Origin of the sequence: Methanobrevibacter thaueri (assembly GCF_003111625.1) — an archaeon.
GTDB lineage: Archaea > Methanobacteriota > Methanobacteria > Methanobacteriales > Methanobacteriaceae > Methanocatella > Methanocatella thaueri.
In genome coordinates this window covers 119,936-144,902 of the sequence record NZ_MZGS01000024.1, presented here as the reverse complement: position 1 = coordinate 144,902, position 24,967 = coordinate 119,936, and the positions used below count along the sequence as shown (strand labels likewise).

The following is a 24,967-nucleotide window of genomic DNA, read 5'->3' as shown; positions in this document are numbered from 1 at the left end:
CTATCTGTTTAATTTTTGGTAATTTGCAGCTTGAATACCGTGGTGTTTAATCATACCTTCTACTTCTCTTTGGTCGGTTTCCTTGTCTTCAAAGGTAATTTGTTCTATGCTGTGTAAGCTGAATGGAGATTTTCTGATAATTGGTTGAATGGAACCTTTGAAGAGTTTCATTACAACTTCTCCGCTTACTCTTTCTTGCATGTTGTCAATTGCTTGGTCAAGGTCCTCTCTTAAAGGTTCTTGCCAGAGAGCTCTGTATACTAAGTCAGCGTAAAGTGTTGACATGTATTCAGCAAATCTTAACTCGTCAGTGGTTAAAACCAATTCTTCCAATGCTTGGTGAGCTGCAATTAACAATTTTGCTCCAGGGGTTTCGTAGATTTCCCTACTTTTAATGCCAATCATTCTGTTTTCAATGGTATCGACTCTACCAATTCCGTGAGCTCCTGCAATTTCATTTGCTTTTGTGATAATGTCAACTAATGGCATCATTTCGCCGTTGATGGCCACGGGAATACCTTCCTCGAATTCGATTGACACTTTTTCTGGTTCGTCTTTGGCATCTTCCCAGGAGGCGGTCCATTCGTAGATGTCTTCTGGAGGTTCGTTGGCAGGGTCTTCTAGGACGTCCCCTTCGATTGCTCTTCCCCAGAGGTTTTCGTCGATACTGTAAATTTTATCGTAGCTTAACTTGATTCCTTTGGATTCTGCATATGCCTTTTCTTCAGATCTTGTCAGGTTCATTTCTCTGATTGGTGCAATGATATCCAAATCGGACATTGCACGGATAACTGCTTCAAATCTGAATTGGTCGTTTCCTTTTCCGGTACAACCGTGAGCGATTGCAGTTGCCCCTTCTTTTTCAGCTACTTCTATAAGTTTTAGGGCAATTAATGGTCTTGCAAAGGCAGTGCTTAATGGGTATCCTTCGTATTCTGCATTTGCTTTGATTCCACGTGCGATGTATTCGTTTGCGAATTCCTCTTTGGCATCTATATTGTAGTGTTTTAATCCTCCAATGTTAGCTGCACTGTTTTTTGCTTTTTCCATTTCTTCTTCGCCTTGTCCCACATCTACACATGCGGTAATAACTTCCACATCATATTTTTCTTCTAATAATTTAACACAAACGGAGGTGTCTAATCCTCCACTGAATGCTAAAAGTACTTTATCAGTCATTTAATTCACCATATAATTAAAAATAAGTTTTATGGTAAATGTTATGTTTTTAATAGTATTTATAATTATAAAAAAAGTTGGCAGAAGAAAAACTCTTAATTGAGGGATATAATTGAGGTTGACATAATATGAATATTAAAATGAATAATCTCAATCAAGAGTTTAGAACTTAAAGCATTTTACAATACTTCAATCTCTATTATCAATTTAGTTTTTCATAGCATATAAAGTTTAGGTATGCCTAAATTTTTATGAGTAAGTCTTCATCTTCAACAAAATTTATAAGTCTTGCATAAGTCGGATTGGTTTTTAGGGTATTCTTGTTGCCGATGATAATCAGCTTGCGTTTGGCACGGGTAATTGCAACATTCAACCTACGCAAATCCTTTAGAAAACCTATATTTCCATTTTCATTGCTTCTTACAGTTGAAATGATGATAATTTCCTTTTCCCTTCCCTGAAATCCGTCAACTGTCTTTACTTCAACAGGAGTTTTTTCCTGTATGATCTTCACCTGGTCGGCATATGGGCTGATTATTCCAATGTCCTCCTCATCGATGCCCGCATCCAGATAGTCACGAGCAATGCTGACACTGATTTGGGCCTCAAGCTCATTTACAATTGATTTTGAGTCCTTCAGATGTCTTTCATTGTTGTCCTCGACATCGGAGGTGTCAATAAAGAGCAATGCTTCCTCATCATGGCCTGATTCTAGAATGTCATTGATGGTTATCTCATCGACGCTGGAGGTGCTCTTCAATCCGTTATTGTAGAATTCCCTATTTGGAAATTTCATGAGCAGGCTATTCATCCTGTATTGCACATTCAGCAGCTGGGATTTGTTAGGATACATTTTTATCAACTCTTCAAAGAGGGTCTTTTCCAATTCTCCTGCCCTTTCGCTGATTATTGTTGGAGGCAATTGCTTGTGGTCTCCTGCAAGAATGAACCTGTGGGCCTTTGCAATCGGAATCAGAACGCTTGGTATTGTGGCCTGTGAAGCCTCATCAACAATGGCAACATCGAACTTGACCCTTGCGATTGATTCCAGGGCGGCCGAAGAGTTTGTGGCAAGAATAACATCGCTCTCATCGATGATGTTCTTGATCATTCTGTTTTCAATTCTTTTGATTTCATCATGCGCCTCATCGATTTCCTGGTTGATTTCAATCCATTTTGCCATTGACTTGATTTTATCAGCGCTTACTCCACGTGTGCCTTTACCTTTGGAGGCAAAATGCAGTATGTCATAATCGCCAAGTCCCCGACGGTATTGAGGGGTCGGTTTGGTGTGCACTCTGCGCTTTTCAATCATATTGTCTATCTTTTTGTGGATCTTTTTGATTTTCTTGTTAAGCTTGTGGTTTTCAGCTTTGTATGCAAGGGTTTGTGTGATGTTGTGCTTTGAAACCCTTTGGGGGTGTCCGAGCCTTGTAAGGTTTAATTTTTTGTTCTCCATCAGTCTTTCAAGAATATTGTCGACCGCAGCATTGCTTTCCGCTGTTGCCAGTACCTTATGGTCTTGTCTTGTCTCTTGTGAGATAAGTTCAACCAGGGTCCTTGTCTTTCCGGTACCGAAGGGCCCGTGTATCAGGTAGAAGTTTTCACAGGACAGTGCATTTTCGATGGCGGATTTTTGCGAATCATTCAATGAATCGTCAATGTAGCTTATGTAAGGCACAGGGCGATTTTTCTTCGGATTTCTCTCGCTTAATATGTATTCGAGTGCATTTTTTCCTTTCAGGCTTAAATGCTTCAGGTTATCCTCCATACGTCTGAATGTGATGTCATTAGCATACAGGTCCAACCTGACCTTCTTCTTGATGGCCCATTTTGGGACACGCTTGTCGAAGGCGACCTTGATGAATCTTGCGCCCTTTTCAGTGACTGTGCCGGTCAAGTCGCTGCGCAACGGATTGTCCGTGCTGACTAGGACCATGTCTCCAACTGATATTTCGGTGTCGATGACTTCAGATCTTCCGAACTGGACAATCTGCATTCCCAATTCCTTTCCCAGGCTCTTTCCCTTAACCTTATTGATGGCTCTTCCAAGTTCTTCCCTTTTCTGACCTGACATTGTGCTTATTTCATACGTCATCAGGTCGATTTCGGCGTCCCTTTCATAATTGATGAGCCTTATGAGGTTTTTTATATATTTCTTCATCTTCATGCTTATTTTTAAATAAGAGTTTTACTGTATATTTAATTATGCATTTTAGAAAAATTGAGGAATTTGGTAATCTTGAAATGTCCTACGTTTCCGATTTATCAAGGGGATTCATTTCAAGGAACACTAATGTTTTCAAAAATCTGGAAAGGAACAGGTTCACTCAATTTTTGCTTGAAAAATGTGTTTATGGAACTCCCATTTTCAAATTGGGCAATGGGGGAAACAGGATTCTTATTTTATCTGGGATACATGGCAATGAACTGCCTCCGCAGATAGCCAATGTGAGGCTGTTGAACAGCTTGCTTTTTGAGGATTTGCGAAATACATTGTACATCATTCCATTTGCATCCCCGAAATCAACCATGAACAACGAGAGGACATTCAATGGTATGGACCTGAACAGGTCTGCCCACATCAACGATTCGCTCAGCAATCTGATTGTCAGGGCCGTTGAAAATTTAAGTATTGATTTTGTGGGGGATTTCCATTCTACTGCCTTCAATGCAAATCCTGGCTGTGAGGCCATTTTCACATCAAAATCCCCGTCTGCCGAAAGCTATCTGATGGCAAATTACATTTCAAGGGATGTGGGCTCCGAAATCATCTCGTTTGATTATGCGGGCTCATCCTATAAGGGGGCTGTTGAGGACGTTTGCAATCTGAATGGCGTTCCTGCAATCACTTGTGAGGTATTGTGTCCATTTGGAAATGTGGGTGCAGGCACTGTTGAGAGGTCTTTCGCTCAAATGAATAGCTTTTTATCCTATTTCGGATAGCCATTACTTTCCAAATGCTCTCTGGTTAATCTTTTAAATGTATAATGCCTATTTTTAATCAAGGTGATTTAATTGTCTTCATACAAGGGACATTCAATATTTGCATTCGCACTCGCACTGATGTTTTTTCACAATCCTCTAACAATTGCTCTCACGTTCATCGGTGCGAATGTACCCGATTTTGATCACAAGTTCAAAAAGGAGAATGTCTACAGGATGATTATTTTGGGATTGATAGTGTTCATTTCACTTTATATCCTTAAATTACCTTATTATATCGGTTTAATTATTGTTTTTTTAGGTGTAACCTTTTATTTTTCAGAGCATCGCAGCTTTACACATTCGATCTTCGGGGTCTTGACATTGACGTCCGCCCTTTCCTTGATACTGATTTGGGGATTTCAATTGATTGGTGCCGTAACCATAATCGACAATCATTACCTGCTGATGGCGGTTCTGATTGTCCTTTTAAGTTTCTTGTTTTTGAATAAGAGGCTCCTGATAATTTTCATACCTCTGTTCTTTATCAGCTTGTTCATCATGCCGGTTGCGGAGATTTCATACGTTGAAATTGTCCTGTCATTGTTCGTGGGCGTGTTCTCCCATATTGTGCTTGACTCCTTCACTCCTGCGGGAATTAAGATTTTCGCACCGCTCTCATCCAGAAAGGTTTATCGGAATTTCGGTCTGAGCATGGTGTTTTTACTGATTGTGATTGCATTGATTGTTCATGTTCCAATTCTCTTCAAAGTTTTTGAACAATATATCTTCTAAAACATTAATTTGCATGTTTTTATATACTTTTAGTAATAATTTGGAAAATGCCCTTTAAAACATGATTTGACTATTGAAAAAAGGTTGTTTTTACTATTTAATAGATAATTTTGTTCATTTGAATTTTTTTAAAAATTTTTTTATAGTTTAATTTAATTTTTAAATAATTTTTTTAAAAAAGCATACATTTATAATAAATAATCATGATAAATAATAATATTATTATTTAATCGTCATTTTCTGACGATCAATAACTAATGAAATGGAGCTTGTTTAATGTTTTTGACTAGAATTGGTTACGGAATAATATTTTTCTTAGACCTTATTTATGAAATCATTAAATCAACAATTGATGTTGCATTTAATCGAATAATGGGCAGAAATATTGATCCTATAATTGTGGATGTTAAAACAGTTTTGGATAGACCTGTTTCCCAAACAATTTTAGCAAACAGTATTTCTCTAACCCCTGGAACCCTGTCTGTTGACTTGGACAGTGAAAATAACATTATCAAAGTAGCTGCTATTTCTCCAAGAAAACAAGAGGACATCATTCCTTTTGAACCTTATATAAAGAAAATGTTAGAATGATTACATTTTTACAATAAATCGAGTGAGATAGTATGGATATATTGTTAATTGCAGAATATATTTTGGTTATAGCATTAATCATAATGATGCTTGCTGCCTTAAGGGCAAGTGCATATAAATCCACATCTATGGGGCTTTTGGGAAGTTCCATAATTGTCAATGCATTTGCCGTAGCGTTGCTTGTCGGAGGCAGCATATATAATCTTGGATTCTTCAGAGATATATCACTGGCTTTAATATTCTTTGGTTTTGTAGGCACTATTGCTTTTGCTGTTGTTTTGGGAGGTGACGACGATGATTGAGTATATCAAAGCGGCACTCCTTATCATAGCGGCAATTCTTACCATAATTGCAGCAATAGGGCTTATCAGCTTAAGCAACAATACCAAAAATAAAGTCTATGCCAGAATCCACATTGCAGGACTGTTCGATGTAGCATGTATAATTGCGATGATCGGTCTTGGTCAATATCTCTTGGCTGGAATCTACTTTATTTTAGCACCATTTATAGCACATGCCATAGCTAATGCTTATTGGAAAAAAGAAGATAGAGAGAATAACGGAGATTTAATGACAGTTGAAGAAGAAGTAGATGAAAATCATCCTTTCATCCATCCTAAAGAAAAGATGCAGGCTTTGGAAAGTGAAAACTCTGAAAAACTCAAGGCGGATGAAAGATTTTCAGTAACTACAATAGAAATTGATGAGGGTGAATAAGATGTTGGAAGTTGTATTATGTCTTATAACAGTTTTAAGTGCAATTCTTGCCCTTATTCAAAAGGACTTATTGAAGGCAGCAATCCTTACCGGATTTTCAGGAGGGGCTCTTGCAGTTCTTTTCCAAGTATTGCTGGCTCCGGATGTTGCTTTGACTCAAGCTATTGTTGGTGCAGCAATTGTACCTGTATTTATCGCTTTAGCTGTTAAAAAAACTCAAAGGAGTGATGACTAATGGCACAGACACAACTTGTGATATTATTGACATCCGCTGCGTTAATCATAGTGGGACTTTACTCAGCAATATTCATTGATAATATCATCAAAAAGATAATCGGTATTAGTTTCATCGAGGAAGGTGCAAACCTGTTCATTGTTGCTATTGGTTATAAGGCCGGCGGAGTTGTACCTATTTTAATGCCTGGAATGGATACTTCATGGTTTGCGGCAAACGCAGCATATCCATTGCCTTTCGGTCTGGTATTGACCAGTATTGTAATCGGTGCAAGTACCCTGGCAGTAATGTTGGCTTTAGTAATGGTTTTATACAGAAGATATGGCACATTATCCACAAAAGTAATGTTGGCAGACACATCAAAACGGGAGGAGTACAATGAATGAATTAATTCCACTTATGGTCATTGTTCCTTTGATGGCGGCATTGCTCATCAGTGCATTTTCAAAGTTCAACAAGGCTACAAAGATTTTCGCATTTGTCGTAGCTATTTGTCTTCCGATAATACCATTGGCTGCAAATTATGGTCTTCACTACTTTGGAGGATACGCTCCGATATTGGATAATGTGACAAGTACGGTCTATCACCCTGCAATCACATATTCATTCACATTCCTGCAGCAAGTATTCATCTCAATCATCGGTCTTTTGACCTTTTTGGTAATATTTGTTTACTTGACAAAATATAAAGAAGTGTCTGGACCATATCTGTTCCTATTGTTCTTGGGAACAGCTGCCGTAACTGCAATGCTATTGACAGACGACATTTTCCACATGTTTGTGTTCTTTGAGATATTGGCACTTGCACAGGTGGGTATTGTAGCGGCTTCATCAATCGATTACAGTTATGAGATGGCCTTGAAGTATATGGTTCTGGGATCAATCGGGTCCCCAATAATGCTTTTAGGAATTGGATTCCTATTGGCATTGACTGGAAGTGTAAACATAACAGATATTGCGGCTGCGGTCCATAACGGTTTAGTGGATATGACTTCTCCAGTATTCTTAATGTCACTCGCATTAATATTCTTTGGTTGGTTATACGCATCAGGTTTACCACCATTCCATACCATTAAGTCTGGAATCTATTCAAAAGCAGAACCTCATGGAGCAGCATTGCTACAGTCATTTACAGTCATATCAATGATTTCAATTGTATTAGTGATGTTTAGAATCTACTCAGCTTTACCAATCTTTGAAGTGCTCATAGTCTTCTTCTCTATCTTGGCTATGATATTAGGTGTTTCACTCGCACTGACTCAAACAGACTTCAGAAGAATGATTGGATTTTTAGCTGTGGGAGAATTGGGTTTCATTGGATTAGGTATAGGGCTTGGAACCAATTTCGCAATAACTGCAGGACTTTTCCAGGCAATAAATGAAATCGTAATCACTGCATTATTATTCATAGGATTCGGTGCAATAGTTGAGGCGACAAACGAGGTAGACACACGCAAGCTCGGAGGACTGCTTGCATACCACCCGAAAGTGAGCATCATGCTTCTGATTGGTGGTCTGGCAATGGCAGGAGTACCTCCTTTAAACGGTTTCCAATCCAAATTAATGCTTGTTCAGGCTTCTTTAAGTTGCGGATTCCCTGAAATATCCATCTTGGCCATTGTGGTAAGTATAGCAACATTTGTGGTGTTCGTAAAAACATTCTACACAATGTTCCTAAAACCTAAGCCAAGGGATTTGGAATTGGAAGGCAAGGAAGTTCCTCGTTCAATGATTTTCACAATGGGAATATTGTTGATTGTCATATTATTCTTAGGTCTGTTCCCTGACGTTGTTGTATCAGGAATCACTAGCTTTGTAGGAGGAATATTATGAAACTCTATGATCAGATATTTAATGTTGTAAAGCAATTCAGAAAAGTGTTTTCACCGGGACCGGTTACAAACGCCGATGTTTCCGGAAGCATTACTGCTGAAATATTCTTAATAGTTTCATTGATTCTTGCAGCAATACTATTGAGACATGTCAATGTCTTGCTTGCAGGCCTGGTCACATTGATATTGGCAGTAGTCCTGATTTCTAATATTCCACTTATTCCTAAGTTTAAAATGGAACAGGATGATTCTCTTGAAAGAATGCTGTTCTATGCAATTTTAGTTCTTTCAATTATCGTTGTATTTATGTACTGGGGTGGTAATCTTGTCTAAAACTACTATTCGCAATTTACTCGCAGCAGTGCTGACAGCAGTATTTTCCGTTACATTATTGGATGCGATTTTCCATATCAGCAACATGATTAATCCTGGTGTAAGCAACATTTACAATGCTTTGGGAACACAAATCGCTCCAAACATGGTAACCGTTGTGATATTCGATTTCAGAGCATTTGATACTTTAGGAGAATCAATTATATTGCTGAGCGCTGGTTTGGTGGTATTATTAATTTTCGGAAGAGGATTATTGGGGGATAAAAGATGAGTCAAGGTAGTATGATTTTAAAATTAATATCTTTACCAATTTCAATCATATTGATTTGTTTAGGTATAACAACTATCCTTGGAGGTCACATCACTCCTGGTGGAGGTTTCCAAGGTGGTGCGATGATAGCAAGTGGAATTATATTATCTATACTCGTTTATGGATTAGGTAACTCCCCATTGGAATTATCACACGCTTATATTGAAGTTTTAGAATCTGTAGGTGCATTAGGATTTGTTATCTTCGGATTGATAGGCTTGTTCGTTGGAGGATTTTACCTATACAACTTCGGTACCGATTTGCTGAACGTTGTTCCTCAGGCAATCCAAACAGCATTCCATTATCCGGATGTAACCAATGCTGGAATTATCCCATACCTCAACATATTTGTTGGTTTGAAGGTATTTGTGGGATTGGCTTCTATAGTAATAGCATTTGCAGGATTCAAGAAAATTGTGGAGGAGAGTGAATGATGATAAGTTTAGGACCAATTATATTCGGTTTGATTTTGGGTTTGCTTGTAGGTTCACAAATCAAGCTCAATGTCAGTGATGCAAAGTTCACTCTTGGATCATTTGTATTTATAGTTATTGCAGCAATTATTGTAGCATGGCAATCTGGTAATTTCCCATTTTACAGTGACTTACCACTTTCCACTGCATTTTTATCTGCTTTAATTGGAATTTTTGTAGGCAAACTAATATTTGCAAGGAGTAAATAAGGGGTTATTATAATGTTTTTATCAACTAATACATGTGATGGAGATTGTATTAAGTCATGTCCTACAAAATCAATTCGATTGATTAATGGAGTGCCGTTCAGCTGCTTGACATGCGGAATATGTCATGATAACTGTCCGAATGGCGCAATATTCAAGAACAGTTACGGCGGATATGTTGTGGACAGGGCCAAATGTAACGGCTGTGGAATGTGCATGTACAATTGCCCTACTAACAATATCAAAATCGAAGATGGTATTGTCTATGGAATATGTTCACGTTGTGGGGTTTGTGCAGAAAAGTATCCGGAATGTCGTGTAGACGGATTCGATTTCGAAAAGGAAAAACAATTGACATTAATCAGATCATTGAACATCTTAAATCCGCCAATCGACAATTTGCCTTCCAAAAAGGAAAGTGAAGTCAAAGAAGTTTCAAGAAGCTATTTCGGAACCAATCTAGATGACTGTATCCTATGTGGCAGATGTGAGGAGTACTGTCCAACAAATGCGATTCATGTTAAGGTGGACTGGGACGATGGAATCTGCAGACAGTGCAGACTTTGTGCGGATGTCTGTCCTAACGAATCAATGAACAAGCTTCAGATAGTCAACAAGGCTTCATGTACACTTTGCCTGAACTGTATGAAGGCATGTCCTAACAATGCGATTTCCGTTGACGATTCAGGAATAGTGGTCAACAAGCTGAATCAAAAGGCGACAGGTTCAATCGTTTCCTGTCTCAATTGCGGATTATGTGCTGACTTATGTGAAAATGAGTCACTTGTCAGAGATGACGGAAAATTAAGATACAATCCGACATTGGATACAGAGAATGTCACTCATGATTTGGCAATTTACTATTGTCCAATCAACACTCTACGTGAAGATTATGAGATGTTCATCTATGATGAGGCTGAAGATGAGGAATTGCCGACATTGGCCGGTTTCTGCGTAAGTTGCGGAAAATGTGCACAGGTCTGTGATGAGACCCATGCCCGCCAATACATGACCCATACATGGGACGGCAAGGTCACAGACGATTGTATTTCATGTGGAATATGTGTTGAATTCTGTCAGGAAGACGCAATCACACTTCACAGGGGCACAATCAAGGTGGACCTGGACAAATGTATACTGTGTGAGAATTGTGCAGTTCATTGTCCTGTTGATGCGATTCCAAAATCAACAATGTACAAAAATGAGATTGAAGGCGGATTCAATTTCATCGAGCAGAAATTGTGTATGCATTGTGGAGTCTGTCACGGAATTTGTTCATATGATGCAATTGAAGAAATTGATGGTAATTATGTAGTTAACGAAGAGAAATGTACTTACTGTGGAGCATGTAAGAATGCATGTCCTGCAAGAGCATTCCTGTTCGAGAGAAATTTTAAAGATTCAATAGAGGGTATTTAAATGAGCAGTATACTTAGAATAGCTTTGGAAGGAGCATTTACTAACTTTAAAAGAATCTTTTTTGCAGCTGATAGAGTTACAGACATGGACATGAGAAACCAGATTGCAACCTTGTCAGTAAAGGTTGACGATAGGGTTGACGAGAAGGCTTGCATAGGATGTGCGGGTTGCGCCAATGTCTGTCCGACAGGTGCAGTTGAGATGAAAGAACTGGCAAAGCCTGTAAAGATAACCGATGACTGGGTTAAAAGCGAAGTACCTGAAATTAATCTTGAAAAATGTGTTGTTTGTTACTATTGTCATGACTTCTGTCCTGTATTCTCACTCTACGGTGAGAAGGGAACCATACACCCAAGCAATGTTGGGGATCAGGAAGTGGACATCGAAAGCGCACTCGAACAGCCATTTAAAATTTCCGATGATAAACTTAAATTTATTGCACAGTATTTGTCCGACAATACGGTGTTGAAGAATAGGGAGGAAGGTGATTAGATGGGACTTAAATCATTTTCAAGAGCAAGGGCAATCCATGTGATGCTGGTTTATACCGGCGGATGTAACGGTTGCGATATTGAAATTGTAAACTCAATATTATCCCCAAGATTCGATGCTGAGCAATATAATGTGTTTTTAACTTGGAATCCTCGTGAAGCCGATGTCTTGGTTGTCACAGGACCTGTTACTCACTTGAATAGAAAACCGTTGGAGGCAATTTATGAAGCCATTCCCGACCCTAAATTGGTGGTGGCCGCTGGAAGTTGCGCTTTGATGGGTGGCGTTTATAAGAACTGTTATGGAGACATCCCTTCAGAAGAGATTGAAGGACCAGTTGAAAATATCATACCGGTGGCCGCTAAGGTTCCGGGTTGTGCCGTAAGGCCACAAGATGTTTTGGCTGGAGTCGTAACACTTTTACCTACATTATTAGATGCGGACTGAGAGGTGATTTGATGGATAAGAAAGTACCAAGAAGCAATATTATTGAAACCGAAATTCCAATGGGTACAGTTCACCCCGCTGCATTGGAGCCATATAGGGTAAGATTCTTTGTGGAAGACGAAATTGTTCAGGAAGCTGAGATAACTATTGGTGTTAATCATAGGGGTATCGAAAGGATCATGGAAGGACTTCCGGTTGAAAAGGCCAATGCATTGACTGAAAAGATTTGTGGAATCTGTTCTAATTCACATATATGGAATTCATGCAGAACCGCAGAAATGGGTCTAGGCATTGAAATTCCGGAGAGAGCATTATATATTCGTGTAATTATGGGAGAACTTGAACGTTTACATTCACACTTCTTGTATTTAGCGCATGGTTGTGAAGTGTTGTCCCATGAGACATTTTCAATGAGGGTATTCTACCTGAGGGAAATCGTCATGGAACTTCTTGCAATGATTGGAGGAAACCGTGTACAATACGGTTGCTCCGTACTTGGTGGAGTAAGGCCAAGATGCGATTTGGATGACGCTAAGCTCTTAAGACTTAAGAATGACATGGATGCGGTGGAAGAAGGACTCACCGGATTTGTCGAAAGGTTCCTGGCGGATTCCATTCTATTGTCAAGGGTGACCGGAATCGGTGTGCTTCCTCAAAAGCAGGCTATCGAGCTTGCAGTTACAGGACCTTCCCTTAGGGCAACAGGCGTTGCAAGAGACTTAAGAACAACAATGTTCGAATACGATGACTTTGATTTCAATGTAATAACACAGCCAGACGGCGATGTGAAATCAAACCTGGTCATGAGGGCATTGGAATCATTCGAATCAATTAAAATTATAAGGCAAGCTATTGCAAATATCCCTGAAGGTAAAGTCATAAACCGTGATTGGGAAATGTTTGACACAGACATAACCGAAAGTTACATTGAAGTTCCAAGGGGAACACTTTACCACTCATACGCTTTGGAGAGCGGTCGTGTAAGACATTGTATCATAAGGACCCCTTCAATGGCGAATATTGGGGCAATGCAATATGCATGTATCGGTGATCAGATTACAGACGCACAATTGTGTATCGTACAATGTGACCCTTGTTTCACATGTACGGATAGAGCAATTGAGATTATAAGGAGGTAGAAAATGTTTGAAAGTACAATTATCAATTCAATTATTGCAGTAGTACTCACAGTACTGGTTTGTTTTGTAATTTCAACATTGCTTCCAGGAATTGAGCGCAAATACATTCACGCAAGAATTCAACAGAGAATCGGACCGGTGGTTATTGCTCCGGGAATCATGGCGCCAATAAAATTCATGTATAAGAAAAGCGTTGACGTGTCATCTCCCGTTCCGGGACTATACAAGTCATTGCCTATTATATGTTTCATTGTGGTTTTATGCATCCTCATTGCATTGACCCCACAAGCCTATAAGATTCCGGCACTTTCAAGCCTAGTGGCTATTGTCGGATTTTTAAAGGTGGAGGAAATCTGTTATGTGTTGATGGGCGCATTATCCAAATCTGTAATGTCACTTAGAATGCCGTTCCCTGATGTTGTGAAAGGTGCAGCACACTTGAATGCTCAAAGGTCATTTATCGAAGACATAAGTGCAAAAAGATCCTTAAGAATGATTACCTACGGTTCATTCCCATTATACCTGGCTTTATTTGCACCTGTAACCGCTGCAAGAAGCATCTTCCTGCAGGACATTGTGACCTATCAGCAAATTCACGGACCGTTCCTCTTTACAGTTTCCGGGGGAATTGCAGCTATCGTGTTCTTCATAGGTTACATGATAATATTGAACGAATATCCGTTTTCAATTATCAAGGCCAAGTCTGATGTTATTGAAGGACCATACATGGAATATGCCGCAAAATACAGATCAGTTGTTTATCTGACAAGAGGATTTTTCATGTTTGTGCTCGGTGCAATATTTTCAGTATTGTTCATTGGAGTTCCGCCAACAGTATTCTCACTTGGAATATTGGTCAACATCGCAGTGGCATTGATATTCGTATTCATGATGGGAATATTTTCAGCATTCAGCCCAGTATTTACAAATAGGCAGCTGTTGCCAACAATTTTGGGAACTACATTATTAGGAATTTTATCTATTGTACTTGGATTATTATAGGAGGAATTATTTATGAAGTTTGTTATGAGACCGTATCACATGGTAAGTCTTGGAGGATATATTGTCGAATGGGATTTTCCTTACAGGAATCTTATAGTTGTAAATAAAACCTCTGAACCAATTAAAATAGAAATCCCAGTATTTCATGAGGAATGGATTCAAGAACACAGAGATTTGGGGCTTGAAGTGATTCCTGTCACCAAAAATGATAACTATTTGAGCATGTGGAAAAGAGCACACGCAGAACTTGACAAGGTGAAGGCCAAAAAATGAGTGATTATACATTAACAATCAAATCAACTGAGAAAAAAGGAGTGTTGGATGACATAACCGATGTCATCACATCCCATGGTGCCAACATTAGCTATGTTCATCTATTTGTTGAACAGAACAATATGGGTTCCATTAATCTGGAGCTTGAGCATGTTGAGGATATTGATGAGTTGGTAGCAGATTTGAAAAGCATTCCTGAAGTGAAATCAGTTGAATTGCATGGCTCCCAATTGGACATCTATGGAAAACGTATAATCATCGTCGGTGGCGGAGCGCAGGTTTCCCAGGTTGCTATGGGTGCAATCACCGAGGCCGACAGGCACAATATACGAGGTGAGCGTATAAGTATCGATACAATACCTTTGGTCGGTGAAAAATCCTTGGCTGAAGCGGTCGAAGCCATCTCAAGACTCCCTCGTGTAAGGGCTCTTGTTTTGGCAGGTTCCCTTATGGGCGGTGAGATAACCGAGGCGGTCAAGAAGGTCAAGGAAGAAAGCAACCTTGTTGTGATTTGCCTTAACATGCCGGGAAGCGTGACCAAGTATGCCGATTTAATCATTACAGACCCTATTCAGGCGGGTGTGCTTGCGGTGATGTCAATCGCCGATACCGCCGTTTTTGACATTTCCCGTTTAGGTGACAATATCAAATATTAATTCATGTTTATGGACGTATAGGAAAGGGAGTTAATTGTTAACTCCCTTTTCATTTCTAATTTTTAAGACAGATTTCCTTATATTCGCATTTTTCACATTTTTTAGCACTTTTTTTCACATTTGGAAGCTTCTTGTTCTCAGTTATTTCCTTGACTTCCCGGATGATTTCAAAGAGTGCCTTTCTGAGGTTGACATCCATCACGACGGGGCGCCTGTCGCCTATCTTTTCATAGTCGACAAATCCCACATAAACCTCGGTGTTGAATTCCTCCTCAATGAGTATAGCATATGCGACCTGCTCGATTGCATCCTGATCCCAGACTCCCTTTAGCGGAGGATTTCCATTCTTGAGGGTTATCGGGAAATAATTGCCGTCAACGATCTCTATCTTGTCGCAAATGCCTATCAAATCAAGACTCTTGTCTTTCAGCATATAGGAATACATGGAATTCGGGAAAAACATGTCGGTTATGGCAAAGGCATTCTTATTGAGAATTGTCATTGCCTGTTTGGTTTTCAGTGCGGTTATCTTGATTTTAAAGTATGCGTCATCTATCATCTCGTTGATTTGTGAGTTTTCAAGACCCAGGTTCATTGATTTAATGGCTTTGGTTGTGCTTTCGATATGGGGGTCGATATTCTGTGACAGGACATTTTCAATTTCGCTGAGGGTCATGTCCTTCTTGACTTTTCGCATGTTCTTTTGAATAAGGTCGTGGATATCGATTTTCAGCTTCTTGATTTCCACTGCCAGCTGGTAGTCCTCGTTTTCACTTGTATCTACATGGGTTTTGATGTATAATTTCATTGGACAGTACATATGTAGTTTTATGGAAGATACATTCATCATGTTTATAACCTCTTAAAATTCTTATTATTAGTATTAAACTAATAATATTTAAAATAAGAAGTTATAAATGATTATAATTTAGTTAAATAAAATAAAAAAAGTAAATAGCTACTAATTTAGCTATTTAAATGCAATTTTACACGTTGTAGTAATCCTTGTTGAGTGCAGGCATTTTTGCAAAGATGATTGGAATCACAATCAGCAGTACGCTCAGGATTCCCATAACCGTCAGGCTAAGGCCATCTGCCTGGGAGACTGTGGAGTATACTCCTTGAATCCAAAGGCCTGCAATACAAATTGGCAATATGTATTTGATTGTCACTTTCCATGTTTTGCCTACTTGAAGTTTGGAGTTGTTGTTCAATGTTTCAATCAGGTCATCGAACTTGTAAATCCAACCGAAGATTAGGCACTCAAGCAATACTGCCAAGAGCAATGCGAAATTATTCAGGTATGCATCGAATATTCCGAGAATTGTACTTCCGGCACCGGTTGCAAAGATACAGGATATTAAAAATCCGACAATGCAGACAACGGTTGCTGTCTTTTTACGTTCAATAAGGAACTTTTCGGAAATTGAATAGCACACTCCCTCAAGAAGGGCAATAACGGATGTGATTCCAGCAAAGAGGATACATATGAAGAACAGTGGTCCTAGGATGTATGCGACGCTTCCCATGGTATTGAACACTTGTGGGAAAACAACGAATGCAAGTCCTGTTCCTTCAGTTACAAGTTCATTGAACGGTATTCCTGAGGTTGCTGTCATGAATCCTAGGATTGAGAAGATTCCAATTGAGTTAAACACTTCAAATCCGGAATTTGAAAATGCCACAATCACCGCATTGTCCACCAGTTTTGAGCCTTCCGGCAGGTAGCTTGCATATGTCATTGCAATCGCCATTCCCAAACTTAGGGAGAACACGATCTGTCCGAATGCCGCCAGCCATACGTCCAGGTTGAGCAACGCGCTCCAGTCTGGAGTGAAGATTTGTGTGTATCCGATTGATGCGCCTGGCAATGTCAGGGAGAATGCCACGATTCCGACAACAATCAGACAAAGCAAAGGCAATAGGATTTGGCTCACTTTACCGATTCCGTCATTCAGGTCCCTTTTGATAATCATCCATGCAATGAACCAGATGATGAACACTGAAATGAGAACGTTTGGAACGATTGTAAACAGTCCGGACATTGAATCTGTCGCATGCAATACATTATTTGAGAAATATAAATCGGGATTGGCTCCCCATGCTTTTGTAAAACTTAAGATTATATAAATAAAGTCCCATCCAACAACACAAACGTAATATGTTGTTATCAAAAATACGACCAGTAGTATGAACCATGCTACCGGTTCCAGTTTATCCTTTATGGAATACATTACTCTTGCAATAGATTTCTTGAACTTGAATCCCACTGCGTATTCCACAAGAACAAATGAAATTCCGAGCAGGAATAATGAAACGATATATGGAATCATGAATGATCCTCCACCGTGTGAGTACAATACATTTGGGAAACGCCAGATATTTCCCAGTCCGACAGCGGAACCAATCATGGCCATCATGAATGCAAGATTACTGTTCCATTCTTGTTTTTTAGTCTCTGTCATTTTTATCACTTAAATTAATACTTAATATATTTGTCATTGAAGTTTATATATTATTTGCATTAATCTTGCTTAAATCGTGATTTTTTTAATAATATTTGCTCAATAAGCTAAATAAAGTTAAAAATTGTAAATTTGTCTAATTTAATTATTAAAATTTACTTGTTTGTTTAAAAAAATAGTAATTATGAGAGAATCAACTCCCATATAAAATGATTATGCCGGGCTTTCCTTGAGCTTCAAATACTCATCGATTGCTTCACGGGTGGTTCCGACAACTATGCGGTAATGGCTGAACTCGCCATTGACAATGACCTTTTCCACTTTACCCTTAGCGACCACATGCTCGCCGTCAACGACCTCGCCGGCATAGGTGTGGGTAAATGAGACGACTTCTGTTAATGGGAAGTCCACGCCATCGATGACTTCCACATTCTCTATGGTGTAAAGTGAAGGGTTGTCAAACGCTCCAAGTGCGCTTACGATGTCGCATTCGATTTGAGCAATTCCCTGAGGCTCGTAAACGGTATCTCCCCAAGTGCCTTCAATCTCATCATAATCCTTTGTGGCCAAAATGTCAAATAGGGTTCCGTTTATTGTTCCCCTGTTCGCTTTTCTGTTTTCATACCATCTGAACTCTTCTTTGGTTAAACTTTCATCATACATTCTTTTATCGTATACAAAATCCCAGTAGTCATTGGTGATTCCCTCAACTGTGATGTGCTTGTCAACCTCTTCAATATAAACTTCCTTGCCTCTATGCTCTTTAAATGCTGCAATTGCTCTTCTGTGGTTGTCAAGACCATATACAACAAAGTCCAAGTCACTGACATCGCTTTTTTGAAGGCCGGGTAAAATGGAGCCTGAGATTCCCAAATGGTCATATGGAATGTCTGCCATGAAGTGGAAAAAGTCGGCCACATCCATAAGCTTTGCAATCAATTCAGGATTTTTGACCTCTCCACCAGATTCGAATGTCTTTTTAAGGCCTAAAAGTCTATTTTCAGGTTTAATGATTCTTTCAACCTTGTCCAATGGCACTCCCATCATTTCAACGTTTGTAACTTGAGAAAAATATAGATAATCAGGATGATTTTCTCTCAAATAGGTATAGGCTTCTTCGGATCCTACCTTTCTGTATCTTTTTCCATCTTTTTCACGATCGCCCTCCGGGTCGGGTACATATCTTAAAAATGAGATTACTCTGTCTTCCGGGTGAATGTAATTGGTTGATGCGAAATATAGGTCGTCGCTTGTGTAGATGAAATCTCTTGTTCTTACTTGTTCCATAATTTTAACTCCTTAGTTAAATTTTGTTTTTTCTTTAATTAATGTGTTGTTATGATAATGGAAAGGAATATATGAAAATTGTTCTAACAATATAAATAAAATTTTACGTTCTAAAAATTTTTAAATATATTAATTGATAGATTTATAATAAGATGGCCTGAGGGGGTGGATTTATTAAATCAAAGCTAATTTTTCTCGCATTAATTCTATTTGTTTTAATCAGTTTAAATTTTGTTGGTGCGGCTGATAACAATACAATGAATAATGCGCCATTGGAAAACAATCAGATTACGGGCAATATTGGAAATTTCACGGATTTGGATGGTGAAATCAGTGAAATGCCTGTTGGCGGAAATTTAACATTAACAAAGGATTATGCATACAGTTCTAATGATTCTGATTACAAACAGGGGGTCCTGATTGCTAAAGACAATATTGTAATCGATGGTGATGGACACACAATCAACGGGGCAAATCAAGCAAGGATATTTAATATAACTGCGAATAACGTGACCTTGAAAAATATTAAATTTGTCAATGGTTATTCAAATGATAATGGTGGAGCAATTTTTGCCATTCATAATTTAAACATGCTTAACTGTCATTTTGAAAATAACAATGCAAATGCTTCCGGAGGAGCAGTCTATATCGACAATGCTTTTTCAAATTGCAGAATCAACTCAACTTTCATAAACAATAGTGCATATAACGGTGGAGCAATATACTTTAACGGTGCAATCACTAATAACACAATAAATGGATATTTTGAAAACAATACTGCTGAAAGAGGTGCCGGTGCAATATATGTCAAAGGAAAATCTTCAAACAATACATTTGCAGCCGAATTTTATCGAAATCATGCGAAGGCCGCCAGTGGAGGTGCAATATTTTTCATCGCCTTGTCTGAAAACAATAAATTTGAAAGCATTTTCAGATACAATCAGGCGGCTTACGGTGCAGGAATCTTTTTTTACAATAAGGCAAACAACAATAGATTCAGCAGTGATTTCAGATTCAATGTGGCACAGTCCTGTGGAGGAGCAATGTTTTTCTATAGCACCACAAATGGCAATAACTTCACAGGTTATTTCATCAATAACTCTGCTTTAGGATTAATTGACTCTGAAAACGGAAATGGTGGTGCGATAACATTTAAGAATGTCTCATCCAATAGCATTTTTACCTGTGATTTTATCAATAACACTGCAGCACTATTTGGTGGGGGAGTAAATTACAGACAAACTCCACACAATATCACATTCAACAGCAATTTTATTAACAATAAAGCGGAAAACGGTGGAGGAGTTAATTTCTTTGAAAACTTTGAAAATGTAATCTTTAATGGTGAATTCATCGGCAATACTGCGGATTATGGTGGGGCAATTGCTGTTACTGATGGAAGCATTGAAAATGTTTCATTTAAAAATAATCATGCGAAATCCGGTGGAGCAATCTATTTTTATGGCAATGGAATGGTTATCAACTCTAATTTCACAAGCAATACTGCAAACGATGCTGATGATAGTTGTGGTGGAGCAATCTATTTTGAGGGCAATGGAACAGTGCTTGGCTCTAAATTCATAAGTAATTCTGCACGATACGATGGTGGTGCGGTTTACATTTGGAGGAATGGAACAATTGAGGGTTCTGACTTCAGTGATAATGAAGCGCAAAATGGCGGATCAGTAAATATTCATGGTGCAGGTGAAGTAAATAATTGTAATTTCACAAACAACAAAGCAAGAACTGGCGGAGCCATTGAATTCTGGAATGTTGGAATTGTTAAAAACTCAATTTTCAACAGCAATGTTGGAAGATATGGGAGAGGAGCAATTTATTCCAGCAATGATATAAAAATAATTGATTCTGATTTTGAAAATAATTCCGCAATAGAGGATGCTGGAGGAGCACTCAATGTCTACGGCAATGCAGAGTTAAATTGCTGTAACTTTACCGGTAACTCAGCTTCAAGTTATGGGGGAGCAGTTTCCACCAATTATGCAAAAATCAAAAATTCCAATTTCATAAGCAATAGTGCATCTATTGGGGGCGCTATCATGTGGAAGGATGTTAATGGTACTGTTTCCGGTTGTATTTTTATGGATAATTCCGCTAATTATGGTGGTGCTATCCGAGAGAGTGGGAATAACGGTACAGTTTCAGGTTGTATTTTTAAGAATAATCGCGCTAATAATGATGGTGGAGCTATAGTTTGGAGCGGTAGTGACAGTACAGTTTCAGATTGTGCTTTTGAGAATAATTCAGCCAATAATGATGGTGGAGCCGTATTGTGGGACGGTTTTAATTATGGTGCTGATAACGGTAAGGTTATTGGATGCACTTTTTCGAATAATCACGCTAATCATGAGGGTGGAGCTATCCTTTGGAAGGAAACTCCTTCTGCCAATGTTTCCGATTGTAGTTTTGTGAATAATTCCGCTGACAGTGAGGGCGGAGCTATCGCATTGGTCCGTAATTACAACGGCTTTGTTTCAGGTTGTAGTTTTACAAATAACTCCGCCAATATTTCTGGAGGTGCTATCGACTGGCGTCTTAATGATGGAGGATTTGTTTCAGGTTGTAGTTTTACAAATAATTCCGCTAATCAATCTGGAGGCGCTGTCTTTTGGGACCGTAGTACCGGTGATATTTCCGGTTCAGTTTTTATAAATAACCGTGCTGATGATGGTGCCGTTTATTTCTATAATATGTATGGTAGTTACAGACTAACAATAAACGGAAACATTTTCCTAAATAATTCTGCCAGTGCAATCGTTTTTGCTATGATGGATTCTTCATCCAATGCAGATTACAACTGGTTCGGACACAATGCAACCAATTACGATACAGAACCGATACCTAGTGATGTGACAATAAATAAGTGGCTATTCCTGGATGGTACTGCAGACCCGGTTGTCATTTTTGGGTCATGTGATGTATTTTTCATATTATATTCATATGACTCTGCATACATTTCCTATTATGACAACAGTCGTTTATATCCGGTCAATTTAACAGTTGTTGCGACAAGTAAAGGTGAATCCGAGGGCATTGCTAAATTAGGTCAAGCCCTAAAATATACTTCAACTGAAGTGGGAACTGGAAGTGTAACTGTAAAATTTGAAAATATAGAATGCACAGTTGAAACAAGCATTTCAAAAGCAAATCCAAACTTATCTGTTGAGCCGCAGGAAGTTATTTACAGCAATAACACTATTATTGCTCTAAATTATAATTCCACCGCTACTGGAAAAGTCAACATAACCTTAAAAGGTGAAAAATCTGAATATGCATTTGAGAATCTGGATTTAAATGCAACAATATCTCTAGGAAATCTTGATGTTGGGGAATATGTAGTCTCTGTTGTTTATTCTGGTGATGACATTTTCACCGATGATACTGCAAGTGGAACTTTGTCAGTCGATAAGGCGGATTCGATTTTAACTGTTGATGATGTAACTTTAGATTATGGAACCAGTTCCACAATAACAGTCACAACTGAAGGAGTTATAACTATCGTGGCCAAAATCAATGGTAATGAAGTTTTCATTAAAAGTGATGCCATTATGATTCCAGTTTTGGATGTGGGGACCTATAATTTAACAATAACTGCAATACCTGATGCGAATCATAATGCTGTGAATAAAACAGTCACAATAACTGTTAACAGGGCCAAAACACAAATGGCTGCAAATGCAATCACTACAATCTACAACATCAACAAAGATTTGGTTGTCACATTAAAAGACAGTAACGGCAAGGCATTAAGCGGTGTTAAAGTAACTGTCAACTTGAATGGTGCTAAAACACTGATAACTGATAAAAACGGTCAGATCAAGGTATCCACTAAAGGTTTGGCTCCTAAAGCATACTCTGCCAAAATAACATTCAGCGGAGATGCAAACTATGACAACTCAACTAAAGAGGTTAAAGTCACAGTCAAAAAGGCAAATCCTAAGATAATCGCCAAAAAGAAAACCTTCAAAAAGGCTAAAAAAGTCAAAAAATACGCAATAACACTAAAAGACAACATAGGAAAACCGATTAAAAAAGCCAAAGTTACTTTGAAAATTAAAGGAAAAACCTTCAAAGCAAAAACAAATGCTAAAGGAAAGGCAACCTTTAAAATCAAGAAACTAACCAAAAAAGGAACCTTTAAAGCAAAAATCACCTTTAAAGGTAATGCCTACTACAACAAAGTAACCAAAAAAGTTAAAATCAAAATGAAGTAGATGCCAATCGCATCTACTGATATTTTCTTTTTTTTAATTCAGATACGATACTTTTTTTAACACCTTTGACTAAATATAAATAGGTAATTTAATAATTTTAAAATAGGTTATATCATGGCTATTACTCATAAACACATAGATGAAATATTTGAATATGATGGAAGTCAAATAAACCCATCATGGGCATTTCAGGAGTTTGGAATTTACGGATCATCAATCATAACCTGGATAGGTCCTGTTAACATTACTCCGGACAATCTAAAGGATTTCGCTGATGTGGGTTTGGAAATCAAATCAAACAACATGGTAAATTTCATCTGTGAATTTTTCGACCAGCAGCCACCGAACATGAGGGTGGCTTACTTAAGGCAAAGGCTTCTTGTCATGATATTTAGAGAAATTTTAAACGAGTATGGAGTTCAAACAGAAAGGGAAGGCGATGATATTTTTGTCGACGGAAGGAAACTGTCCATATCAATTGCAAGTGTCTCACTCAGCTCTGCAAAGATACATTTCGCCCTGAACCTGGAAGACAAGGGAACTCCTGATGATGTTGAAACCATTGGACTTTTTGACATTAGAATTAATGATAAGCAGATATTCACTGATGATAATCTATTGGAATTAATTAATAAAACAGTCAATAGGTTTATTGATGAGATAGAAACTATTGAAAAGGATATAAGTAAAACCAAGGTGTTATGATGAAGATTTTAGTTAATGGTATTCAATCAAATTTAAGATTCTCTTCTGCACACGTAATTCCGGGTCATGAATCATGCGGATATATTCATGGACACTCTTACTTTGTGGATGTTGAAATTGAAGGTGAGAGGGCAGGAGATTTTGAATTTGTAGTTGACTTCAAAGATGTGAAAGGTTATACCAAAGCAATTTGTGATGAACTAGATCACAGATTATTGATTCCCGTTTATAATGATTTAATTGAATTTAAAGACTTTGATAAAGAGAAAGATTCAATTTTTAACTTAAAGAAGAAACATACAGTTCATTTTAAAATCGATGGAAAGGGTTATTCCCTGCCTGGTGTTGACTGTGTGTTTTTACCGCTTCCTTACACTTCCGCCGAGGAATTGTCCAAGTTTTTTGCAGAAACTTTGGCTAAAAAGTTATCTGAGACTTATGATAATTTGGAATATGTGGCGGTTTGTGTAAATGAGGGAATTGGACAAGGTGCTGAATATAGGAAAGATTTATAATGAAAGCTCCTATTATTGAAATTTTTTCATCTTTTCAAGGCGAAGGCCTTTTGATTGGTGAAAGACAAATTTTTGTTAGATTTGCAGGATGCAATTTGAATTGTAACTATTGCGATACCAATGATAGTAAATCCGAGAAATCAGGAACTCTGATGACTCCTGAAGAGGTCTCATCAGAAATTAAAAAGCTCATGACTCCTGATTGCAAAACAATTTCATTTACTGGAGGTGAACCTAGCCTATACCCTGAATTCATTTCAGAGGTCAGTAAGGATTTCAAGCTGAAAATCATGCTTGAAACTAATGGAACTTTACCGGAAAATATTGACTCCATAGAGAAATTGGACATTGTTTCTTTGGATATTAAGTTACCTGAGCATTTTGATGGTGATTTTGACAGTTCCATTTTTTTAAATGAGATTAAATCATTAAATTTATTAATTAAAAAATCTATAAATGTATATTGTAAAGTAGTTATATTGCCATCAACAAAAATAAAGTCATTTAAAGGGGTAGTTGAAAAATTATCAGAAAGTATTTCAAACAAAAGCAACCTTAAAATAATTATCCAACCTTCCAGTCCGTTAGGAGAGTGGAAAGACATTAATTTTAAATTATTTGAATTTTCCGAAGTTGTTGGGCAATATTTTGATGTTTCCACCATTCCTCAAATCCATAAGATTTTGGACATTGAGTGAATTTTTGTTTTTAATATTTTTTAATTGATTTTATTTTTAGA

28 protein-coding genes are annotated in these 24,967 nt (G+C 38.1%); 23 read left to right on the top strand and 5 right to left on the bottom strand.

Annotated elements, in window-relative coordinates; genetic code table 11:
• Together MBBTH_RS07550 and MBBTH_RS07545 are read right to left on the bottom strand one after the other, a co-directional pair.
• Positions 1–1,179, bottom strand: coding sequence for an argininosuccinate synthase (locus tag MBBTH_RS07550; protein WP_116592445.1), 1,179 nt, complete (start codon positions 1,177–1,179; stop codon positions 1–3).
• Positions 1,180–1,420: 241 nt separating this feature from the next.
• Positions 1,421–3,343 (bottom strand): IGHMBP2 family helicase, encoded by a 1,923-nt coding sequence (locus MBBTH_RS07545; protein WP_116592482.1) that lies wholly within the window; start codon positions 3,341–3,343, stop codon positions 1,421–1,423.
• A 44-nt stretch (positions 3,344–3,387) separates the two neighbouring features.
• Here MBBTH_RS07545 and MBBTH_RS07540 point away from each other — a divergent pair, with 44 nt between their 5' ends.
• From MBBTH_RS07540 to MBBTH_RS07450, 19 genes are all read left to right on the top strand, one after another.
• Positions 3,388–4,125 (top strand): succinylglutamate desuccinylase/aspartoacylase domain-containing protein, encoded by a 738-nt coding sequence (locus MBBTH_RS07540; RefSeq protein ID WP_116592444.1) that lies wholly within the window; start codon positions 3,388–3,390, stop codon positions 4,123–4,125.
• Between the two features lie 72 nt (positions 4,126–4,197).
• Positions 4,198–4,899, top strand: coding sequence for a metal-dependent hydrolase (locus MBBTH_RS07535; protein ID WP_116592443.1), 702 nt, complete (start codon positions 4,198–4,200; stop codon positions 4,897–4,899).
• A gap of 276 nt (positions 4,900–5,175) precedes the next feature.
• Entirely contained in the window at positions 5,176–5,490 is a 315-nt protein-coding gene (locus tag MBBTH_RS07530) for a Na+/H+ antiporter subunit E (RefSeq protein WP_116592442.1), read from the top strand.
• A 32-nt stretch (positions 5,491–5,522) separates the two neighbouring features.
• Positions 5,523–5,792: a hypothetical protein gene (locus MBBTH_RS07525; protein WP_116592441.1), complete on the top strand. Its 270-nt coding sequence runs from the start codon at positions 5,523–5,525 to the stop codon at positions 5,790–5,792.
• Positions 5,785–6,207, top strand: coding sequence for a cation:proton antiporter (locus tag MBBTH_RS07520; RefSeq protein WP_116592440.1), 423 nt, complete (start codon positions 5,785–5,787; stop codon positions 6,205–6,207). Before MBBTH_RS07525 ends, MBBTH_RS07520 begins: the two co-directional genes overlap by 8 nt.
• Positions 6,200–6,442, top strand: coding sequence for a DUF4040 domain-containing protein (locus MBBTH_RS07515; protein WP_116592481.1), 243 nt, complete (start codon positions 6,200–6,202; stop codon positions 6,440–6,442). Before MBBTH_RS07520 ends, MBBTH_RS07515 begins: the two co-directional genes overlap by 8 nt.
• The gene (locus tag MBBTH_RS07510) at positions 6,442–6,828 is read left to right on the top strand and encodes a cation:proton antiporter subunit C (RefSeq protein WP_116592439.1); all 387 of its coding nucleotides are present in this window, start codon (positions 6,442–6,444) and stop codon (positions 6,826–6,828) included. Before MBBTH_RS07515 ends, MBBTH_RS07510 begins: the two co-directional genes overlap by 1 nt.
• On the top strand, positions 6,821–8,275 hold the full coding sequence (ehbF, locus tag MBBTH_RS07505; RefSeq protein ID WP_116592438.1) for an energy conserving hydrogenase EhbF: 1,455 nt from the start codon (positions 6,821–6,823) through the stop codon (positions 8,273–8,275). The genes MBBTH_RS07510 and ehbF overlap by 8 nt, the downstream gene beginning before the upstream one ends.
• Entirely contained in the window at positions 8,272–8,607 is a 336-nt protein-coding gene (locus MBBTH_RS07500; RefSeq protein ID WP_116592437.1) for a hydrogenase, read from the top strand. The genes ehbF and MBBTH_RS07500 overlap by 4 nt, the downstream gene beginning before the upstream one ends.
• The gene (locus MBBTH_RS07495; protein ID WP_116592436.1) at positions 8,600–8,878 is read left to right on the top strand and encodes a hydrogen gas-evolving membrane-bound hydrogenase subunit E; all 279 of its coding nucleotides are present in this window, start codon (positions 8,600–8,602) and stop codon (positions 8,876–8,878) included. The genes MBBTH_RS07500 and MBBTH_RS07495 overlap by 8 nt, the downstream gene beginning before the upstream one ends.
• Positions 8,875–9,351: an MnhB domain-containing protein gene (locus MBBTH_RS07490; protein WP_116592435.1), complete on the top strand. Its 477-nt coding sequence runs from the start codon at positions 8,875–8,877 to the stop codon at positions 9,349–9,351. The genes MBBTH_RS07495 and MBBTH_RS07490 overlap by 4 nt, the downstream gene beginning before the upstream one ends.
• Positions 9,348–9,599, top strand: a complete 252-nt coding sequence (locus MBBTH_RS07485; RefSeq protein ID WP_243409763.1) for an energy-converting hydrogenase B subunit J — start codon at positions 9,348–9,350, stop codon at positions 9,597–9,599. The genes MBBTH_RS07490 and MBBTH_RS07485 overlap by 4 nt, the downstream gene beginning before the upstream one ends.
• Before the next feature lie 12 nt (positions 9,600–9,611).
• Positions 9,612–11,015 (top strand): 4Fe-4S binding protein, encoded by a 1,404-nt coding sequence (locus tag MBBTH_RS07480; RefSeq protein ID WP_116592434.1) that lies wholly within the window; start codon positions 9,612–9,614, stop codon positions 11,013–11,015.
• Positions 11,016–11,507 carry a 4Fe-4S dicluster domain-containing protein gene (locus MBBTH_RS07475; RefSeq protein WP_116592433.1) on the top strand — a complete coding sequence of 164 codons (492 nt, stop codon included), beginning with the start codon at positions 11,016–11,018 and terminating at the stop codon, positions 11,505–11,507.
• Complete coding sequence (locus MBBTH_RS07470; RefSeq protein ID WP_116592432.1) at positions 11,508–11,954, top strand: NADH-quinone oxidoreductase subunit B family protein; 447 nt, start codon at positions 11,508–11,510, stop codon at positions 11,952–11,954.
• Between the two features lie 11 nt (positions 11,955–11,965).
• Entirely contained in the window at positions 11,966–13,093 is a 1,128-nt protein-coding gene (locus MBBTH_RS07465) for a hydrogenase large subunit (RefSeq protein ID WP_116592431.1), read from the top strand.
• Between the two features lie 3 nt (positions 13,094–13,096).
• Entirely contained in the window at positions 13,097–14,095 is a 999-nt protein-coding gene (locus MBBTH_RS07460; protein ID WP_116592430.1) for a respiratory chain complex I subunit 1 family protein, read from the top strand.
• 12 nt (positions 14,096–14,107) lie between these two features.
• A complete protein-coding gene (locus MBBTH_RS07455; protein WP_116592429.1) occupies positions 14,108–14,368 on the top strand; it encodes an energy-converting hydrogenase B subunit P in 261 nt (86 codons plus the stop codon).
• Positions 14,365–15,024 carry a DUF5612 domain-containing protein gene (locus MBBTH_RS07450; RefSeq protein ID WP_116592428.1) on the top strand — a complete coding sequence of 220 codons (660 nt, stop codon included), beginning with the start codon at positions 14,365–14,367 and terminating at the stop codon, positions 15,022–15,024. The genes MBBTH_RS07455 and MBBTH_RS07450 overlap by 4 nt, the downstream gene beginning before the upstream one ends.
• Before the next feature lie 55 nt (positions 15,025–15,079).
• Here the strand turns inward: MBBTH_RS07450 and cas4 are convergent, their stop codons facing one another.
• From cas4 to MBBTH_RS07435, 3 genes are all read right to left on the bottom strand, one after another.
• Positions 15,080–15,874: a CRISPR-associated protein Cas4 gene (gene cas4 / locus MBBTH_RS07445; protein WP_116592427.1), complete on the bottom strand. Its 795-nt coding sequence runs from the start codon at positions 15,872–15,874 to the stop codon at positions 15,080–15,082.
• Positions 15,875–16,010: 136 nt separating this feature from the next.
• Positions 16,011–17,489, bottom strand: a complete 1,479-nt coding sequence (locus MBBTH_RS07440) for a sodium-dependent transporter (RefSeq protein ID WP_116592426.1) — start codon at positions 17,487–17,489, stop codon at positions 16,011–16,013.
• 213 nt (positions 17,490–17,702) lie between these two features.
• Positions 17,703–18,776 (bottom strand): DNA polymerase subunit beta, encoded by a 1,074-nt coding sequence (locus MBBTH_RS07435; RefSeq protein ID WP_116592425.1) that lies wholly within the window; start codon positions 18,774–18,776, stop codon positions 17,703–17,705.
• Positions 18,777–19,033: 257 nt separating this feature from the next.
• On the opposite strand from MBBTH_RS07435, the gene MBBTH_RS07430 reads away from it, so the two are divergent.
• From MBBTH_RS07430 to MBBTH_RS07415, 4 genes are all read left to right on the top strand, one after another.
• A complete protein-coding gene (locus MBBTH_RS07430; RefSeq protein WP_116592424.1) occupies positions 19,034–23,008 on the top strand; it encodes a right-handed parallel beta-helix repeat-containing protein in 3,975 nt (1,324 codons plus the stop codon).
• A gap of 114 nt (positions 23,009–23,122) precedes the next feature.
• Positions 23,123–23,713, top strand: coding sequence for a DUF366 family protein (locus MBBTH_RS07425; protein ID WP_116592423.1), 591 nt, complete (start codon positions 23,123–23,125; stop codon positions 23,711–23,713).
• A complete protein-coding gene (locus MBBTH_RS07420) occupies positions 23,713–24,228 on the top strand; it encodes a 6-pyruvoyl trahydropterin synthase family protein (RefSeq protein WP_116592422.1) in 516 nt (171 codons plus the stop codon). Before MBBTH_RS07425 ends, MBBTH_RS07420 begins: the two co-directional genes overlap by 1 nt.
• The gene (locus MBBTH_RS07415; protein ID WP_116592421.1) at positions 24,228–24,926 is read left to right on the top strand and encodes a 7-carboxy-7-deazaguanine synthase QueE; all 699 of its coding nucleotides are present in this window, start codon (positions 24,228–24,230) and stop codon (positions 24,924–24,926) included. The genes MBBTH_RS07420 and MBBTH_RS07415 overlap by 1 nt, the downstream gene beginning before the upstream one ends.
• Positions 24,927–24,967 lie beyond the last annotated feature (41 nt).

What these genes read in the sequence shown, in the direction of transcription:
- MBBTH_RS07520 (WP_116592440.1), top strand. Translation starts at nt 5,785, where the DNA reads ATGATTGAGTATATCAAAGCGGCACTCCTTATCATAGCGGCAATTCTT.
- MBBTH_RS07525 (WP_116592441.1), top strand. Translation starts at nt 5,523, where the DNA reads ATGGATATATTGTTAATTGCAGAATATATTTTGGTTATAGCATTAATC.
- MBBTH_RS07530 (WP_116592442.1), top strand. Translation starts at nt 5,176, where the DNA reads ATGTTTTTGACTAGAATTGGTTACGGAATAATATTTTTCTTAGACCTT.
- MBBTH_RS07415 (WP_116592421.1), top strand. Translation starts at nt 24,228, where the DNA reads ATGAAAGCTCCTATTATTGAAATTTTTTCATCTTTTCAAGGCGAAGGC.
- MBBTH_RS07490 (WP_116592435.1), top strand. Translation starts at nt 8,875, where the DNA reads ATGAGTCAAGGTAGTATGATTTTAAAATTAATATCTTTACCAATTTCA.
- MBBTH_RS07420 (WP_116592422.1), top strand. Translation starts at nt 23,713, where the DNA reads ATGAAGATTTTAGTTAATGGTATTCAATCAAATTTAAGATTCTCTTCT.
- cas4 (WP_116592427.1), bottom strand. Translation starts at nt 15,874, where the DNA reads ATGATGAATGTATCTTCCATAAAACTACATATGTACTGTCCAATGAAA.
- MBBTH_RS07450 (WP_116592428.1), top strand. Translation starts at nt 14,365, where the DNA reads ATGAGTGATTATACATTAACAATCAAATCAACTGAGAAAAAAGGAGTG.
- MBBTH_RS07455 (WP_116592429.1), top strand. Translation starts at nt 14,108, where the DNA reads ATGAAGTTTGTTATGAGACCGTATCACATGGTAAGTCTTGGAGGATAT.
- MBBTH_RS07435 (WP_116592425.1), bottom strand. Translation starts at nt 18,776, where the DNA reads ATGGAACAAGTAAGAACAAGAGATTTCATCTACACAAGCGACGACCTA.
- MBBTH_RS07480 (WP_116592434.1), top strand. Translation starts at nt 9,612, where the DNA reads ATGTTTTTATCAACTAATACATGTGATGGAGATTGTATTAAGTCATGT.
- MBBTH_RS07540 (WP_116592444.1), top strand. Translation starts at nt 3,388, where the DNA reads ATGCATTTTAGAAAAATTGAGGAATTTGGTAATCTTGAAATGTCCTAC.
- MBBTH_RS07500 (WP_116592437.1), top strand. Translation starts at nt 8,272, where the DNA reads ATGAAACTCTATGATCAGATATTTAATGTTGTAAAGCAATTCAGAAAA.
- MBBTH_RS07510 (WP_116592439.1), top strand. Translation starts at nt 6,442, where the DNA reads ATGGCACAGACACAACTTGTGATATTATTGACATCCGCTGCGTTAATC.
- ehbF (WP_116592438.1), top strand. Translation starts at nt 6,821, where the DNA reads ATGAATGAATTAATTCCACTTATGGTCATTGTTCCTTTGATGGCGGCA.
- MBBTH_RS07430 (WP_116592424.1), top strand. Translation starts at nt 19,034, where the DNA reads ATGAATAATGCGCCATTGGAAAACAATCAGATTACGGGCAATATTGGA.
- MBBTH_RS07425 (WP_116592423.1), top strand. Translation starts at nt 23,123, where the DNA reads ATGGCTATTACTCATAAACACATAGATGAAATATTTGAATATGATGGA.
- MBBTH_RS07485 (WP_243409763.1), top strand. Translation starts at nt 9,348, where the DNA reads ATGATGATAAGTTTAGGACCAATTATATTCGGTTTGATTTTGGGTTTG.
- MBBTH_RS07545 (WP_116592482.1), bottom strand. Translation starts at nt 3,343, where the DNA reads ATGAAGAAATATATAAAAAACCTCATAAGGCTCATCAATTATGAAAGG.
- MBBTH_RS07460 (WP_116592430.1), top strand. Translation starts at nt 13,097, where the DNA reads ATGTTTGAAAGTACAATTATCAATTCAATTATTGCAGTAGTACTCACA.
- MBBTH_RS07475 (WP_116592433.1), top strand. Translation starts at nt 11,016, where the DNA reads ATGAGCAGTATACTTAGAATAGCTTTGGAAGGAGCATTTACTAACTTT.
- MBBTH_RS07440 (WP_116592426.1), bottom strand. Translation starts at nt 17,489, where the DNA reads ATGACAGAGACTAAAAAACAAGAATGGAACAGTAATCTTGCATTCATG.
- MBBTH_RS07470 (WP_116592432.1), top strand. Translation starts at nt 11,508, where the DNA reads ATGGGACTTAAATCATTTTCAAGAGCAAGGGCAATCCATGTGATGCTG.
- MBBTH_RS07550 (WP_116592445.1), bottom strand. Translation starts at nt 1,179, where the DNA reads ATGACTGATAAAGTACTTTTAGCATTCAGTGGAGGATTAGACACCTCC.
- MBBTH_RS07465 (WP_116592431.1), top strand. Translation starts at nt 11,966, where the DNA reads ATGGATAAGAAAGTACCAAGAAGCAATATTATTGAAACCGAAATTCCA.